Origin of the sequence: Salinicola endophyticus (genome assembly GCF_003206575.1) — a bacterium.
GTDB classification, from domain to species: Bacteria; Pseudomonadota; Gammaproteobacteria; order Pseudomonadales; family Halomonadaceae; genus Salinicola; species Salinicola endophyticus.
In genome coordinates, this window is record NZ_PZJO01000001.1 from 453,315 (window position 1) to 467,542 (window position 14,228).

The following is a 14,228-nucleotide window of genomic DNA, read 5'->3' on the forward strand; positions in this document are numbered from 1 at the left end:
CGGTGCCAGAGCCGTCAGTCGGTATTGCAAATTTTTCTCATTTGGGCAATCTATCAGGATCTGGCGAACCTCCGTCGCGCCTTGCCGTGGCGCCGCTACCGCTCAACAAGGATGGATCCTGTGCTGTTGCCTTCGAGTCTACCCCGTTATCCGCGCCTGACCTGGCTCGCCCCCTTCACGCTGCTGGCCGGCTGTACCGGCGTGCCGGAAGGTACTCAGCCGGTCACCGATTTCCGCATCGACCACTATCTCGGTCAGTGGTACGAGATCGCCCGCCTCGATCACGGCTTCGAGTCGGGTCTGGAGTGCGTCACCGCCAACTACAGCCTGCGCGACGACGGCGACATTCGTGTCATCAACCGCGGTTACGACCCCAAGGAGCAGCGCTGGGAGAGCGCCGAGGGGCGCGCCAGCTTCGCCGGCGAACCCGATGTCGGGCATCTCAAGGTCAGCTTCTTCGGCCCCTTCTATGCCGGTTACAGCGTGCTAGCGCTCGACCCGGACTACCAGCATGCGCTGGTGGCAGGCCCCGACCGCGACTACCTGTGGATACTCTCGCGCCAGCCGACCATGCCTGCGGCTACCTATTCCGCCTATCTCGATCGCGCCCAGGCACTGGATTTTCCCGTCGACGAGTTGATCAGCGTCGAGCAGGACCCGGCGCACTGCCCGCCCCAGCCCGATACCCCCTCGGCGGGCTGACGCTCGCCTACCCAGCCCCGGCCCCGTTCTCTTGCCGCCAAGGAGCTTCGCCATATGGACATGAACCGTCGCCACTTCCTCGGCACCAGCGCAGCGGTCGCTGCCACCGCCGCGCTTGCGCCCACGGCCTGGGCGCAGGACGCCGGCCCGACGCCGAGCCGCTATCCCGATCCCGCCTGGGAGGTGCTGGATGCGCGTTTCGAGCCCTACTATCTATTCAACACCCCGCTCGAACGGCACTGGTCGGACGGCCTGTGGCTGGAAGGGCCTGCGTGGAATGCGGTCGGGCGTTACGCGGTGTTCAGCGATATTCCGCGCGCCCGACAGATGCGCTGGGACGAAGCCAGCGGTACTGTCAGCGTGCTGCGCGAAGGTGTCGGCCATGCCAACGGCAACGCCTTCGACCACCATGGGCGCCTGGTCGTCTGCGAACACTCGCCAGCGCGGGTGGTGCGCTACGAATGGGACGGCAGCGTGCGCGTGCTCGCCAGCGAGTTCCAGGGCAAACCGCTCAACGCGCCCAACGATCTGGTGGTCCTGCCCAACGACGGTGTGATCTTCAGCGACCCCGGCTATGGCGCCCATGTCGATTACGAGGGCAGCAAGCGCGCGCTGCAGCTGACGCCGGCGATCTACTACGTCGACGATACGCTCGACGAGCCGCAGCGGCTCAGCGACGAGCTGGCCAAGCCCAATGGCCTGGCGCTCTCCGCCGACGGCCGCTATCTCTATGCCAGCGACACCGCCCCCTCGCACTTCCCCGAGCTGCCCGCCTCGGTGTCGCGTTTCGCCCTGTCCGATGCCGGCCGCGCGCTGGGCGCGCGCGAGATGATCGTCTCCAGCCACGACGAGACCTACGACGGCATCGCCTTGGATGTGGATGGCAATCTGTGGGCGAGCGTCTCCGGCGGTGAGGGGCGCGACGGCGTCTCCATCTTCGCCCCCGGGGGTGAGCGTATCGGCCGTATCCGCCTGCCGGAAGTGTGCGCCAATCTCTGCTTCGTCGGCGCGCAGCGCAATCGCCTGCTGATGACCGCCAGCCGCTCGATCTACACCCTTTATACCAATGCCCGCGGCGTCTGAAGCGGGAGCCAGCGCGGGTGAGACTCCACCATGCTGATGGCTGCGGCGCTTTCAAGATGCGGCCACGCTTTTTCAGCCTGTCGACGGCCGCGCTTGTCGCGGCCGGGCAAGCGGGTAATCTGAGTAAACACCCTGTCACACCGAGGCCACGAGTGATCGAACCCGGTAACCTTTCCTTGCGCGCGCGTAACGCCCATGTCCCTGCTCGATGACTGGCTGGCGCTGACCCTCGACGGAGCCGACCGCGCCCACCAGGGCCGGCTCGCCGGCGGGCACTATCGGACGCTCGCCCCCGGAGTGCTCGAACTGACCCCGACACGGCCCGCGGATCAGGCGCGCAGCGTGGTGATCTCGGCGGGTATCCATGGCAACGAGACGGCACCGATCGAGCTGGTGGGCGAGCTGCTCGCCGCGCTCGAGGCGGGCGTGGTGACGCTGGGCGCACCGCTGCTGGTGATTCTCGGCAACCTGCCAGCGATCCGCGCCGGTACGCGCTTCGTCGAGACCAACCTCAACCGCCTGTTCCGGCGCGATCTGGACGCCAGCGGCGACGAACCCGAGCGCGCGCGCCAACTGATGCAGCAGGTCGACGACTTCTATACGCGCTACCCGACGCGCCCACTGCATCTCGACATGCACACCGCCATCCGCGACAGCCGCTATCCCCGCTTCGCCGTGGTGCCGTTCACCGAGCACCAGCCCAGCTCGCACTGGGCGGCGCTGGCTGGCGCAGAGATGCAGGCTGTGCTGCTGCAGCATCAGCACAGCTGGACCTTTTCGCACTATTCGCGTCACTATCACGCCGCCGAGGCCTATACCCTGGAACTGGGCAAGGTGCGCCCTTTCGGCGCCAACGATCTCGACGCCCTTGGCGGCATGCGCCGCTGTCTGGCGCAGCTGGCCGCGGGCCAGGCGCCCTCAGCGGGCCAGGTCGAGGCGCTGCACTTCTTTCAGGTCGCGGTCGAGCTGATGCGCGACCACCCCTCGTTCCGGCTCACCTTCGCCGAGGACGTCGCCAACTTCACCGAATTCGCACCGGGGACGCGACTCAGCGAGGATGACAGCGGTGGCGGCTTCGTGGTCGGACCCGAGCCGCTGGCAGTGGTCTTCCCCAACGCCCGAGTCGAACTCAACGCCCGCGCCGCGCTGCTGGTACGACCCTGCGCCGCCCCTGGCGACGGTTGAGACTGCGCTCACCGACGACGCGCGCCAGCCATTATCTTCGACGGCGATCTCCGACTACGATCCACAGCTACGACCCAAGACTACGCTCTACAACCACGATCTACAGCGACGCTATCCAACAACGACAACGCCCGAGCAGGAGCACTCTGCCATGTCACATGTCTACCCTATTTCCCCCCCTCAACGGCCGGCCGCCATCGTCGTCGCCGCCAGAGGTCTCTGGCACCCGGCGCCGAAGCTGATAGAATCGCCGCATTTTTCCTAGCGCCCATTCCGGGATTTCGTTTCTCAGCCCGGCAAGGAGCCGCGCCGCTCACCCCGACTTTCGCGAGCCGGATGCCCGAGCACGCCGACACGACTCCTGCCAGCCAACTCATTCGGTGGACGACCACATGGCCACGACCCCCATCCCGCTCGAGGCGCGCGACATCAAGAAGCGTTTCGGCTCCCACGAGGTGCTCAAGGGCCTCTCTCTCGAAGCTCACAAGGGCGATGTCATCACCCTGATCGGGGCCTCCGGCTCGGGCAAGAGCACCTTCCTGCGCTGCATGAACCTGCTCGAACAGCCCGACGAAGGCGAGCTGATCGTGCACAACGAACCGATTCACTTCCGGCCCACCAAGCACGGCCGCGAGCCCGCCGACTGGAAGCAGGTCGAGCGTCTGCGTGCCAAGCTCTCGATGGTGTTCCAGAACTTCAACCTGTGGTCGCACATGACGCTGCTCGAGAACGTCATCGAGGCGCCGGTGCATGTGCTCAAGAAGCCACGCAAGCAGGCCATCGACGAAGCCCGGGCACTGCTCGACCGGGTCGGCCTGCTGGAGCGCGCCGACTACTATCCGACCCAGATGTCGGGGGGCCAGCAGCAGCGCGGCGCGATCGCCCGTGCGCTGGCGATGGACCCCGAAGTGATGCTGTTCGACGAGCCCACCTCGGCGCTCGACCCGGAGCTGGTGGGCGACGTGCTCAAGGTCATGCGCGGGCTCGCCGACGAGGGCCGCACCATGATCCTGGTGACCCACGAGATCGCCTTCGCCCGCGATGTCTCGAGCCAGGTGATCTACCTGCACCAGGGCGTGATCGAAGAGTCCGGCACGCCAGCCGAGGTTCTCGACAACCCGCGCTCCGAGCGCCTGCGCCAGTTCCTGGCACCCAAGCACTGAGGCGGCCATCATGATCGACCTGCAAGGCTACGGCCCGCGGCTGCTGGAAGGCGCCATGGTCACGCTGGAGCTGGCGCTGCTGTCGCTGGTGCTGGCGGTGGTCCTGGGGCTATTGACCGCCAGCGCCAAGCTCTCGCGTAACCGCGCCATCCACGCCATCGGCACCCTCTACACCACGCTGATTCGCGGCGTGCCCGACCTGGTGCTGATGATGCTGCTGTTCTACGGCGGCCAGATCGGCATCAACATGCTCACCGACCAGCTCTACGACGCCTTCGATATCGACATCTTCATCAACGTCGATGCCTTCATCGCCGGCGTCATCACCATCGGGCTGATCTTCGGTGCCTACATGGGCGAGACTTTCCGCGGCGCCTTCCAGTCGGTCGAAGAGGGCCAGATGGAGGCCGCCCGCGCCTACGGCATGAGCCCATGGCTGGCGTTTCGCCGCGTGCGCTTTCCGCTGATGATGCGCCATGCGCTGCCGGGGATCGGCAACAACTGGATGGTACTGCTGAAGACCACTGCGCTGGTCTCGATCATCGGTCTGACCGACATGGTGCGGGTCGCCGCCGAGGCCACCAAGGCGACCCATGAGCCGTTCCTGTTCATGCTGCCGGTGGCGGGGATCTATCTGCTCATCGCCTCACTGTCGGAGTGGGGCTTCGCCAAGCTCAGCAAGCGCTACAGCACCGGTTTCGGGGAGGCCAGCGAATGGACCAACTGAATGCCTGGTTCACCCAACTGCTCGCGGGCAATGCGATCTTCACCGCCAATACCCTCGGCTTCTACTGGAACGGCCTGGTCACCACGGTGCAGCTGGTCTTCCTGTGTCTACTGCTGGGCATCGTGCTGGCGGTGCCGTTGGCGATCGGTCGCGGCTCCAAGCGGCCGTGGATCAAGTGGCCGATCTACGCCTACACCTATGTCTTCCGCGGGACCCCGCTGCTGATCCAGCTCTATCTGGTCTACTACGGCGTGGTGTTCTTCAATGGCATCCAGGACACCATCTTCTGGGAGGTGTTCAAGGATGCCTTCTACCCGGCGCTGATCGCGTTCACGCTGAATACCGCGGCCTACACCACCGAGATCTTCCGTGGCGCGATCAAGAACACCGCCAAGGGCGAGATCGAGGCGGCCCGCGCCTACGGCATGTCCAAGGGCCTGATGATGCGCCGTATCATCCTGCCCAGCGCCTTCCGCCGCGCGCTGCCCGCCTACGGCAACGAAGTGATCTTCATGCTCCACGCCAGTGCCGTGGCCAGTGTGGTGACGATCATGGATCTGACCGGGGCGGCCTATTACGTCTACGCGCGCTTCTATGCGCCCTTCCCGGCCTTCATCTTCGTCGCCCTGATCTACCTCTGCCTGACCTTCAGCATCATGTTCGTCTTCCGCCAGATGGAAAAACGCCTGCTGGCCCACCTGCGACCGCGCGGCGCCTGAGCGCGGTGGCAGCCACGACAACGACACCCATGATCACAATGAGAACCGACGCCATGACAAACTGGATCACCCAATCCCTGATCGCCGCCACCCTGATCATCGCGCCACTGGCCGCCACCCCGGCGCTGGCCGACGATAACCAGACAGTCCGCCTCGGCATCGACGTACCCTACGAGCCGTTCGTGATGCGCAACGCCGACGGCCAGCTCGAAGGCTTCGAGATCGATCTCGGCAACGCGCTTTGCAAACGTGCCAAGCTCGACTGCACCTGGGTCGAACAACCCTGGGACGGCATCATCCCCGGCCTGCTGGCACGCAAGTACGACGCCATCCTGTCGTCGATGGCGATCACCCCGGAGCGCGAACGCCAAGTGCTGTTCTCGCTGCCCTACTACAACACCCCGAGCGTCTGGATCACCGCGCGTGATCGCGACATCGACATCGACGACAAGGCGTCGCTCAAGGGTCTTTCGGTGGGCGTACAGCGCGGCACCATCCGCGATGTCTATGTCACCCAGGAGTATGGCGACGTGCTCGACATCCATCGCTACGGCTCGTCCCAGGACGTGGTCAACGACCTCAAGGCCGGGCGTCTCGACCTGACCTTCGAAGACTTCCCGATCGCCGTCGATGCCATCGATTTCCGGGGCGACAACAGCCCCTACAAGCAGATCGGGCCGAGCATCAAGACGCCGACCTCGATCTTCGGCAAGGGTGCTGCGATGGCCTTCCGCAAGCGTGACAAGGCGCTGGCAGCGAAGTTCGACCAGGCGATCTGCGCGGTCTACGCCGATGGCACCTTCGACAAGCTGATGCACCAGTACTTCGACTACGACCTGTCCGTGCGCCCCAGCCAGCAGGATTGCGCCCAGTAAGCGCCCCCCGATGCGCCGGCGCGCCGCCCTTCCCGGTGGTGCGCCGCACGCCGCCACTCCGTGCCGAGGACTTCCCGTGGAACACCGCAGACACCCCCTGATCGGCCCGGTTCCGGGCACTGAGCGCGCGCTCGACAGCTTCCACTTCGGCCCCGCCGACGCCGAGCGCCACGTCTACGTGCAGGGCTCGCTGCACGCCGACGAGCTGCCGGGCATGATGGTCGCCTGGACGCTCAAGCAGCGCCTGGCCGAGCTCGAACGCGACGGCCGCCTCGCCTGCCGGGTGAGCGTCGTGCCAATAGCCAACCCGATCGGTCTCGACCAGCAACTGATGGATACCGCCCTGGGCCGCTATGACTTCGAGACGCTCAAGAACTTCAATCGCCACTACGTCGATGTAGTCGAGCAGGTGGCCGACGGCCTCGAGGCCGAGCTCTGCGACGATATCGCCGCCAATCGGCGCCTGATCCGAGCGCGCTTCAGCGCCGCTCTGGCGGCCCAGGTGGCGACGACCAGCCTCGACTCGCTGCGCCTGACGCTGCAGCGCCTGGCCTGCGAGGCGGACTTCGTGCTCGATCTGCACTGCGACTTCAACGCGGTCGAGCACCTCTACACCACGCCGGCGGCATGGCCGGTGTTCGAACCCTTCGCACGCTACTTCGGCGCCAAGGCGAGCATGCTGGCCACCGACTCCGGCGGACAGTCGTTCGATGAGTGTTTCACCCTGGTGTGGGAGGCCCTGCGCCAGCGCTTCGGCGAGCGCTTCCCGATCGATTACGGCACCCAGTCGGTCACCGTCGAACTGCGCGGGCAGCAGGACGTCTCCCACGAGCTGGCGGCGCAGGACAGCCAGGCGATCATCGACTGGCTGACCCATCTCGGCCTGATCGTGGGCGAAGCGCCAGCGCTGCCGGGGCTGGCCTATCCGGCCACTGAGCTGGCGGCGATGGATTTCCTGCACGCGCCGATCGGCGGCCTGGTGGTGTTTCATCTGGCACCGGGCGTCGAGGTGGAGGCGGGGCAGCTGATCGCCGAGATCATCGACCCGATCAGCGACCGCATCGAAGCGATCCGCGCGCCTCAGCGCGGCATGTTCTATGCTCGAACCCAGCGCCGCATGGCCACCGCCGGGATGATCGTGGCCGATATCGCCGGCCACCAGAGCCATCGCAGCGGCTATCTGCTGGCGCCGTGAGGCTGCACGGCTCGCCGGGCGCTGGCGATATTCAAGCGTATGCGCATTGGTTATGCTGCCAGCGTCAGGCCCGTATGACCGGCGCGGCATCGCTCACGAGGCTGACGACGCCGGGACGCCATCGCTGACCAGGCGATCACTGAACAACAATGCACGCATGATGATATAGAGAGACGCGATTCATGAAAAAACTGCTGACCACCAGTCTGCTCGGCGCCGCGCTGATCGCCGGCGCGGCCCACGCCCAGGACAAGGAGCATCTGCGCATCGGCGTCGATGTGCCCTACGAGCCGATGGAGTACCGCACCGCCGACGGCGAACTGACCGGCTTCGACATCGATCTCGGCAACGCCATGTGCAAGCAGATCAAGGCCGACTGCGAATGGGTCGTGCAGGCATGGGATGGCATCATTCCGGGTCTGCTGGCGCGCAAGTACGACGCCATCATGTCGTCGATGACGATCAACGACGAGCGCCGCAACACCGTGCTCTTCTCCGACCCGTACATCAAGCCGCCCTCCGCCTGGTTCGTGCCGGCCGACAGCAGCATCGAGACGATCTATCCCCAATCGCTGAAGGGCAAGACCATCGGCGTCCAGCGCGGCACGCTGCAGGACAACTACGTCACCGACATGTACGGCGACGTGGCCAAGATCAGCCGCTACACCACCGCCGATGACCTGGTGCTGGACATGGACGCGGGTCGCGTCGATATCGCCTTCCTCGACTTCCCGGTGGGCAAGTCGACCCTGCTCGACAGCAAGGAAGGCCACTACAAGACCATCGGTGGCATGATCACCGAGCCGGAGAAATACTTCGGTGAGGGCTTCGGTGTCGCCTTCCGCCCGCGCGACAAGGAGCTCGCCGAGCGCTTCAACGAGGCGCTGGCCACGCTGAAGCAGGACGGCACCTACGACAAGATCTACGACAAGTACTTCAAGACCGGTCAGTGATCGCTGTCACCGACGCCGCATCGGCCTCCGGCTGAGGCGGCCCGGCAAGAAAAAAGCCCCGATCCTGGATCGGGGCTTTTCATTGGGCAGGAAGTCAGCCGATACGTACCGACGCGCCCTCGCTCAAGCCTGCGCCCCGGCCTGACGCCAGAACGCGAGCATCCAGCGCGCCATGGTCTCGCTGTCGACCTCGTCGGCGAGCGATGCCTGTCCTTCGCGCACCCTGGCTGCCGGCATGCGATCGCCACGCAGCGCCATCAGATCCGCTGAGTACGCCTTGGTGAACTCGGGGTGCCCCTGTATGCCGAGGAAACACTCTCCGATCTGAATCAGATAGAACGGGCAGAAGTCGCTCGCCGCCAGCACCCGGGTCTCGGCCGGCAGCCGGGCGACCTGATCCTGATGGCTGACCAGCAGATTGAGTGCCTCCCGCGGCGGCGTCATCCACGGCGCCTGGCCGGTGATGCGGTTGTACGACACCCCCACGCCCCAGCCGCGCGGGCTGCGCTCGACCTCGCCGCCGAGCGCCTTGGCGATCAGCTGATGGCCGAAGCAGACACCGATCAGCGGCCGATGCTGTGCCCACAGCAGACGCACGAACTCGCACAGCCGTTCGATCCAGGCATCACCATCGTTGACGCCATACTTGGAACCCGTGATCAACCAGGCATCGATCTCGGCGATATCCGCCTGGGTGGGGATCTCGCCATCGAGACAGCGCCAGGTGCGCCACTCGAGCCCGGGGTCCTGCGGATCGAGCAGGCGGGCGAACTGCTCGGGGTAGTTGCGATGCGTCTCGCGCAGCGGCTCGGCGACATCGTCGCATTGCAGGATGCCAATGCGCATGGAGCTCTCCTCTCTTCGTTCTCTGGCCTTTTGGTACTCTGGTCTTTTGCTGCTCTGAACTCGGTACTCTGCCCACCCTGGCACTGTGATCTCAGTGCTCTGCTCTGAGTTCTGACCTCAGCGCTCGCCCTCAGTGCTGTGATCTCAGTGCCATGACTTCAATACGCTGGCGACGTCCCGCTTACGTCTGCTGACATCGCCGGACAGTGGCTCCCGTCGCGCACCGCGACCCAAGTCACGAGTCATGCGAGGCGCAGCAGACCGGGGCTGAGGACCGATACTATCAAGTCGCCATTGTCCCACAACGACGGCGACAATCCCTCTCAACCGCTACGTTGAGCTTCAATTGTTTACCGTTCTCGTATGGAGCCCACTACTGGCGATCTTTATCCTTTGACGTGAGAGTGCGAGTACCCTGTGAGCCGGCCAGCGGCTACTGCCGCGACGTCGCCAGGGTCTCTACCGAAGAACGACGACTTGCCCACTCGAGAGGCGAGCGTGACTCAAGCAGCAGGGTGACGTATGGCGCCATGGTTAGATCATCTGCAGGAAGCGGCCGCACTGTGTGTGGGTCTCTACGCCCTGCTGCTGCTCTGCCGCGGTAACGCCTTCCCACCGGCCGCCGTACCCGCCGCACTCATGCTGGCGGTGGCGATCAAGTCTCCGCTGCTCACCCCTACCCTGAGTCTCAGCCTGAGCCTGGTTCTGCTGCTGGTCGTCAGCGTGCTGCTGCGCCCGGGACTGATGCCCGCCTGGCTGGCGAGTTCGCTGCCCTCCCCCGGCAATGGCGCCGAGGCAGCGGTACAGGTCACCGCGCATCCGGTCCGCGGCACGCTGCAGGTGTTCTATCTCTCGCGCTGGTTCGAAGCGATCCTGATAGACCCCGCCAATCCGCCGCTGCATGAGGGCGAGACGGTCTATCTGATCCGCCACGGCACCCGCCAGGCGTGGGTCAGCCGCGTGCGCAGCCATACCCCGCCGGAGACACCCAGCCGCCGTTGGCACTGGCGTACCGAGTAAATACGGTCTCAGCCCCTGCCTCAGCTCGGCCGCGCAAAACGCGCCACCAGGCGCGCCATCCCCGGACCCACCAGCACCACCGTGAACAGACGCAGGGTCTGCAGTGCCACCACCAGGCCGACATCGGCGTGGGTATCGATGGCGATGATGGTCATCGAGTCCAGCCCACCCGGGCTGGTCGCCAGATAGGCACTGATGAAAGTGGTATGCATCAGCAGCGTCACCAGCCACGCCGATAGCGCACACAGCGCGATCAGCACCAGTGAGGCCAGGATCATCTTGCTCAGCGCGCGGGCGATGGTGTGCAGCGTCGCCCGGTCGAAGCGCAGCCCCACGTAGGCACCGATCACCCCGTAAGCCAGTTCCAGCAGCGGCTGCGGCAGGGTCAGCGTCACGACTCCGCCGAGATGCAGCAGCGTGCCCAGCGCTACGGGCCCCAGCAGCGCGCCGGCCGGCAGGCGGCGATGGCACAGCCACACGCCGGCGACGACCACCGCCAGGGTCACCAGCAGATCCCACCAGTCACGGGCCGAGGCCGGCAGCGGCGCGGCGTGGCTGCTGCCGGTATCGGTCACCCCCAGGTAGTGGCTGACCAGCGCGCCGAGCAGTACGACGCAGACCACGCGTACATACTGCATCGCGGCCACGATTCGCGGGTCGGCATCGCTCTCCTCGGCCATCGCCACCATCGCCGCGGCGGCCCCGGGGGTAGTACCCCAGGCCGCCGTGGTGCCCGGCAGGCCGCCATGTCGCACCAGCACGATGCCCACCACCAGACTCAGCAGCAGGGTGATCGCCGTGGCCAGCAGCATCACCGGCCAGGCGTCCAGGATCTGACGCAGCACCGTCAGGGTTAGCGTCTGGGCGATCAGCACGCCGACCACGCCCTGGCTCAACTTGAAGGCACTGCGCGGCAGACCGAGCCCGCCGATCGTGACCCCGTAGACGATGGCGACCGCCATCGGCCCGATGAACCCGCCGGCCGGCATGTGCACCAGCGCTAGCAGCTGGCTGGCGGCGACACAGGCCAGCGCCAGCAGCAGCCAGCGCCATGCCTTGGAGAGAGAAGGGAGAGAGCGAGGCACGTAGGGAGAGGCCGAATTCCGTGAAAAGGCTAACTTTATCAGGCATCACTAATGGCGTCAGTTTTTGTCGACAATCTGGCGAGGTGGCTCGAGACGATCTCGGCGCTCGGCCCGCTACCCATGGTCCATACTCTTGAGGATTCGCCTCGTACCGATCCTGCCGGCGCTCGCCAGCCGGCCCCCCTGTTCGCTTCAGGAGAGCCCCCATGCCACCATCCGTGCCCCTTCACTCGGCCCCGAACATGGCCGCTCAACTGGCCCCATGCCAGGCCCCGCACTGGGCAAGAGCCGCAGCGCCTCGACTGGCCTCCCGCGTCGCCGGCGTCGCCCTGCTCGCGCTGGGCGGCGATGCACTGGCCCAGGCGCCGGTCCCCACGGGCCCGCCCAACGCCCCCGAGCAGCGCCCCGCCTTCGCCGCTCAGACCCGTGCCCCGGCACTGCCGGCGAGCGCGCCGCTGCGCAGCGAGCGCGTGGCCGAAGGGCTGGAGTTCCCCTGGGGCCTGGCCTTTGTCGACAACGATACCGCCTTGGTCACCGAGCGACCGGGGCGACTGCGCCGGGTCGATCTGCGCAGCGGCACCCTCTCAGCGCCGATCACCGGACTGCCCGAGATCGACGCCCGTGGCCAGGGCGGTCTGCTCGATATCACCCTCGATCCGGATTTCGAACGCAATCGCCGGCTCTACCTGAGCTACGCCGAGCCCCGCGAAGGGGGCAAGAACGGCACCACCGTGGCACGGGCCACCCTGGCCGCCGGGGGGCAACGGCTCGAGGAGTTGACGGTGATCTTCCGCCAGACGCCGGCCTGGGTATCGACCAAGCACTTCGGTTCGCGGCTGGTCTGGGACACCCAGGGCCATCTCTACGTCACCCTCGGTGAACGCTCACTTCCCGAGCCGCGCCAGCTGGCGCAGGACCCTCACACTCATCTGGGCAAGGTGGTGCGTATCGATCCCGACGGCAGCATCCCCGCGGACAACCCGTTCGCGGCGGGCCAGGCGGGGGCACCGGCAGTGTGGTCCTACGGCCACCGCAACATTCAGGGCGCGGCACTGCATCCCGAGAGCGGCAAGCTGTGGACCGTGGAACATGGACCCCGCGGCGGTGACGAACTCAACGTGCCGCTGGCCGGGCGAAACTACGGCTGGCCGGTGATCACCTACGGCGAGGACTACAGCGGCGCGCCGATCGGCGAAGGCGTGACCGCCAGGGCGGGAATGGAGCAGCCGATCTACTACTGGGACCCGGTGATCGCCCCGGGCGACATGACCTTCTATCAGGGCGCACGCTTCCCAGACTGGCATGGCGACCTGATCATCGCCTCGCTCTCCCCCGGCGGCCTGGTACGGCTGACGCTGGATGGCGAACGGGTGAGCGGCGAGCAGCGTCTGGCATCTGGACTGGGGCGGGTGCGCGACGTGGCCGAGGGGCCCGATGGCGCGCTGTGGGCGCTGACCGATGCCCGCGACGGCGCTCTGGTGCGGCTGCTACCCGGCATGGAGTGACTTCGCCCAGCGCGTCTTACAGCGGCAGATGGATGATGGCCGAGCGCAGCCCCTCAGGGGTGACCCACAGCTTGCCCAAGGTCAGCGGCAGGCGGAAGCGCCGCCGCCCTGCCGCCCCCGGATTGAACAGCAGCTGGCGCCGGCCCTCGACATCACGCCAGGTCTGGCGCGGCTTGTGGGAGTGGGCGTGCAGGATCGCGGCACAGGCAAGCCGCTCGTCGCAGTCGGCGATGTCGTGCACCAGCTGCAGCGGCTGGCCGTTGACGATCAGCTGAAGGTGCGTGGGCAGCGCCGCGCAGACGCCTTCGCGGTCGATATTGCCACGCACCGCATGGAGCGGTCCGCGGGCGGCCAATCGCGTCAGAATCTCGGGATCGCCCACGTCACCAAGGTGAATCAGCTGCGGGCAGTCGGTGAGCAGCGCCAGCGCCTCGTCGCGCAGCAGGCCGTGAGTATCGGCAATGACACCGAGCGGCGCCGCGCTATCGAGGCGCAGGGTGGGCATCTCGCCCCGCGGCTCGTCACCGCTACCGACGTCACTCATGGCTTACCCCCGGCCGTGTCGCCCCTGCGGCGGCCCCGCGTGGCCTTCGCGGCACCGAATGTCAGAAGCCATGAATCCTAGAAGCACTCAATCCTAGCGCCACTGAATTCTAGCGGCACTCAATCCTGGCGACACTGGGCAAGACGGCCCCGAAGAGGCCGTCGTGGCAGGGCGTGGCCGCGTCTCATGCACCGCCCGGATTGGACTTGACGGTGGATGAGGCCTCGACGCTCTCGAACGTCACCTGGCCGTCGGCGTCCACCTGGCAGGTGAGGTTGTACTTGGTATTGCCCGGTCCCAACAGATCGACCAGCAGTTCGAAGGTATCGTCGCCCTCGAGGTCGTCGGCGGTATAGTCCCAGGCGTTGGTGTCGTAGATCGCCTTGCCCTGGATATCGCGGTTCTCACCGCTGTCGAGCGCCAGCGACAGGCACTGCTTGGCGATCTTGGGCGCGCCCTCTTCCAGCACCCGAGTCTCCTTGGCGTGCTGCGGCTGGCTGGCCCCCGGCTCCTGGGCCATCGCCCCGACGCTCGCCAGCCATAGCGACGCCCCGACGCCAACGGCCATCGTTCTCATCACGTTCATCGCACCTCTCCTGATCATCCCACTTCTCCTTGTCATCACA

Annotated in this window: 15 protein-coding genes; 11 read left to right on the forward strand and 4 right to left on the reverse strand. The window is 66.3% G+C overall.

What is annotated here, in order from left to right; translation table 11 throughout:
* Nucleotides 1-111 precede the first annotated feature (111 nt).
* The 9 genes from DOM66_RS02000 (at nucleotide 112) to DOM66_RS02040 (ending at nucleotide 8,602) form a co-directional block, all read left to right on the forward strand.
* On the forward strand, nucleotides 112-702 hold the full coding sequence (locus DOM66_RS02000; protein WP_110689090.1) for a lipocalin family protein: 591 nt from the start codon (nucleotides 112-114) through the stop codon (nucleotides 700-702).
* Nucleotides 703-756: 54 nt separating this feature from the next.
* The gene (locus DOM66_RS02005) at nucleotides 757-1,785 is read left to right on the forward strand and encodes an SMP-30/gluconolactonase/LRE family protein (RefSeq protein WP_110689091.1); all 1,029 of its coding nucleotides are present in this window, start codon (nucleotides 757-759) and stop codon (nucleotides 1,783-1,785) included.
* A gap of 195 nt (nucleotides 1,786-1,980) precedes the next feature.
* Nucleotides 1,981-2,970, forward strand: coding sequence for a succinylglutamate desuccinylase (locus DOM66_RS02010; protein WP_342588175.1), 990 nt, complete (start codon nucleotides 1,981-1,983; stop codon nucleotides 2,968-2,970).
* 392 nt (nucleotides 2,971-3,362) lie between these two features.
* Nucleotides 3,363-4,133 (forward strand): ABC transporter ATP-binding protein, encoded by a 771-nt coding sequence (locus DOM66_RS02015; protein ID WP_110675691.1) that lies wholly within the window; start codon nucleotides 3,363-3,365, stop codon nucleotides 4,131-4,133.
* Nucleotides 4,134-4,143: 10 nt separating this feature from the next.
* The gene (locus DOM66_RS02020; protein WP_110675694.1) at nucleotides 4,144-4,860 is read left to right on the forward strand and encodes an ABC transporter permease; all 717 of its coding nucleotides are present in this window, start codon (nucleotides 4,144-4,146) and stop codon (nucleotides 4,858-4,860) included.
* Nucleotides 4,848-5,579 carry an ABC transporter permease gene (locus DOM66_RS02025; RefSeq protein WP_110675695.1) on the forward strand — a complete coding sequence of 244 codons (732 nt, stop codon included), beginning with the start codon at nucleotides 4,848-4,850 and terminating at the stop codon, nucleotides 5,577-5,579. The genes DOM66_RS02020 and DOM66_RS02025 overlap by 13 nt, the downstream gene beginning before the upstream one ends.
* A 53-nt stretch (nucleotides 5,580-5,632) precedes the next feature.
* A complete protein-coding gene (locus tag DOM66_RS02030; RefSeq protein WP_110689092.1) occupies nucleotides 5,633-6,454 on the forward strand; it encodes a transporter substrate-binding domain-containing protein in 822 nt (273 codons plus the stop codon).
* Between the two features lie 76 nt (nucleotides 6,455-6,530).
* Nucleotides 6,531-7,649 carry a succinylglutamate desuccinylase/aspartoacylase family protein gene (locus DOM66_RS02035; RefSeq protein WP_110675699.1) on the forward strand — a complete coding sequence of 373 codons (1,119 nt, stop codon included), beginning with the start codon at nucleotides 6,531-6,533 and terminating at the stop codon, nucleotides 7,647-7,649.
* Between the two features lie 182 nt (nucleotides 7,650-7,831).
* Nucleotides 7,832-8,602: an ABC transporter substrate-binding protein gene (locus DOM66_RS02040; protein WP_110689093.1), complete on the forward strand. Its 771-nt coding sequence runs from the start codon at nucleotides 7,832-7,834 to the stop codon at nucleotides 8,600-8,602.
* A 123-nt stretch (nucleotides 8,603-8,725) separates the two neighbouring features.
* Here the strand turns inward: DOM66_RS02040 and DOM66_RS02045 are convergent, their stop codons facing one another.
* Entirely contained in the window at nucleotides 8,726-9,448 is a 723-nt protein-coding gene (locus DOM66_RS02045) for a glutamine amidotransferase-related protein (protein ID WP_110689094.1), read from the reverse strand.
* A 522-nt stretch (nucleotides 9,449-9,970) separates the two neighbouring features.
* Here DOM66_RS02045 and DOM66_RS02050 point away from each other — a divergent pair.
* Nucleotides 9,971-10,468, forward strand: coding sequence for a hypothetical protein (locus DOM66_RS02050; protein ID WP_157958959.1), 498 nt, complete (start codon nucleotides 9,971-9,973; stop codon nucleotides 10,466-10,468).
* Between the two features lie 20 nt (nucleotides 10,469-10,488).
* Here the strand turns inward: DOM66_RS02050 and DOM66_RS02055 are convergent, their stop codons facing one another.
* The gene (locus DOM66_RS02055) at nucleotides 10,489-11,553 is read right to left on the reverse strand and encodes an AbrB family transcriptional regulator (protein WP_110689096.1); all 1,065 of its coding nucleotides are present in this window, start codon (nucleotides 11,551-11,553) and stop codon (nucleotides 10,489-10,491) included.
* A 206-nt stretch (nucleotides 11,554-11,759) separates the two neighbouring features.
* Between DOM66_RS02055 and DOM66_RS02060 the strand changes: the two genes are divergently transcribed.
* Nucleotides 11,760-13,058, forward strand: a complete 1,299-nt coding sequence (locus DOM66_RS02060; protein ID WP_245392342.1) for a PQQ-dependent sugar dehydrogenase — start codon at nucleotides 11,760-11,762, stop codon at nucleotides 13,056-13,058.
* Nucleotides 13,059-13,074: 16 nt separating this feature from the next.
* Here DOM66_RS02060 and DOM66_RS02065 read toward each other — a convergent pair whose 3' ends face one another.
* Both DOM66_RS02065 and DOM66_RS02070 read right to left on the reverse strand, forming a co-directional pair.
* Complete coding sequence (locus DOM66_RS02065) at nucleotides 13,075-13,602, reverse strand: metallophosphoesterase family protein (RefSeq protein ID WP_245392343.1); 528 nt, start codon at nucleotides 13,600-13,602, stop codon at nucleotides 13,075-13,077.
* 184 nt (nucleotides 13,603-13,786) lie between these two features.
* On the reverse strand, nucleotides 13,787-14,188 hold the full coding sequence (locus DOM66_RS02070) for a hypothetical protein (protein ID WP_110689098.1): 402 nt from the start codon (nucleotides 14,186-14,188) through the stop codon (nucleotides 13,787-13,789).
* Nucleotides 14,189-14,228 lie beyond the last annotated feature (40 nt).

Bases quoted from the DNA above. Each gene is read 5' to 3' on its own strand.
- DOM66_RS02005 (WP_110689091.1), top strand. From the start codon at position 757: ATGGACATGAACCGTCGCCACTTCCTCGGCACCAGCGCAGCGGTCGCT.
- DOM66_RS02045 (WP_110689094.1), bottom strand. From the start codon at position 9,448: ATGCGCATTGGCATCCTGCAATGCGACGATGTCGCCGAGCCGCTGCGC.
- DOM66_RS02050 (WP_157958959.1), top strand. From the start codon at position 9,971: ATGGCGCCATGGTTAGATCATCTGCAGGAAGCGGCCGCACTGTGTGTG.
- DOM66_RS02020 (WP_110675694.1), top strand. From the start codon at position 4,144: ATGATCGACCTGCAAGGCTACGGCCCGCGGCTGCTGGAAGGCGCCATG.
- DOM66_RS02040 (WP_110689093.1), top strand. From the start codon at position 7,832: ATGAAAAAACTGCTGACCACCAGTCTGCTCGGCGCCGCGCTGATCGCC.
- DOM66_RS02070 (WP_110689098.1), bottom strand. From the start codon at position 14,188: ATGAACGTGATGAGAACGATGGCCGTTGGCGTCGGGGCGTCGCTATGG.
- DOM66_RS02030 (WP_110689092.1), top strand. From the start codon at position 5,633: ATGACAAACTGGATCACCCAATCCCTGATCGCCGCCACCCTGATCATC.
- DOM66_RS02065 (WP_245392343.1), bottom strand. From the start codon at position 13,602: ATGAGTGACGTCGGTAGCGGTGACGAGCCGCGGGGCGAGATGCCCACC.
- DOM66_RS02025 (WP_110675695.1), top strand. From the start codon at position 4,848: ATGGACCAACTGAATGCCTGGTTCACCCAACTGCTCGCGGGCAATGCG.
- DOM66_RS02000 (WP_110689090.1), top strand. From the start codon at position 112: ATGGATCCTGTGCTGTTGCCTTCGAGTCTACCCCGTTATCCGCGCCTG.
- DOM66_RS02010 (WP_342588175.1), top strand. From the start codon at position 1,981: ATGTCCCTGCTCGATGACTGGCTGGCGCTGACCCTCGACGGAGCCGAC.
- DOM66_RS02015 (WP_110675691.1), top strand. From the start codon at position 3,363: ATGGCCACGACCCCCATCCCGCTCGAGGCGCGCGACATCAAGAAGCGT.
- DOM66_RS02060 (WP_245392342.1), top strand. From the start codon at position 11,760: ATGCCACCATCCGTGCCCCTTCACTCGGCCCCGAACATGGCCGCTCAA.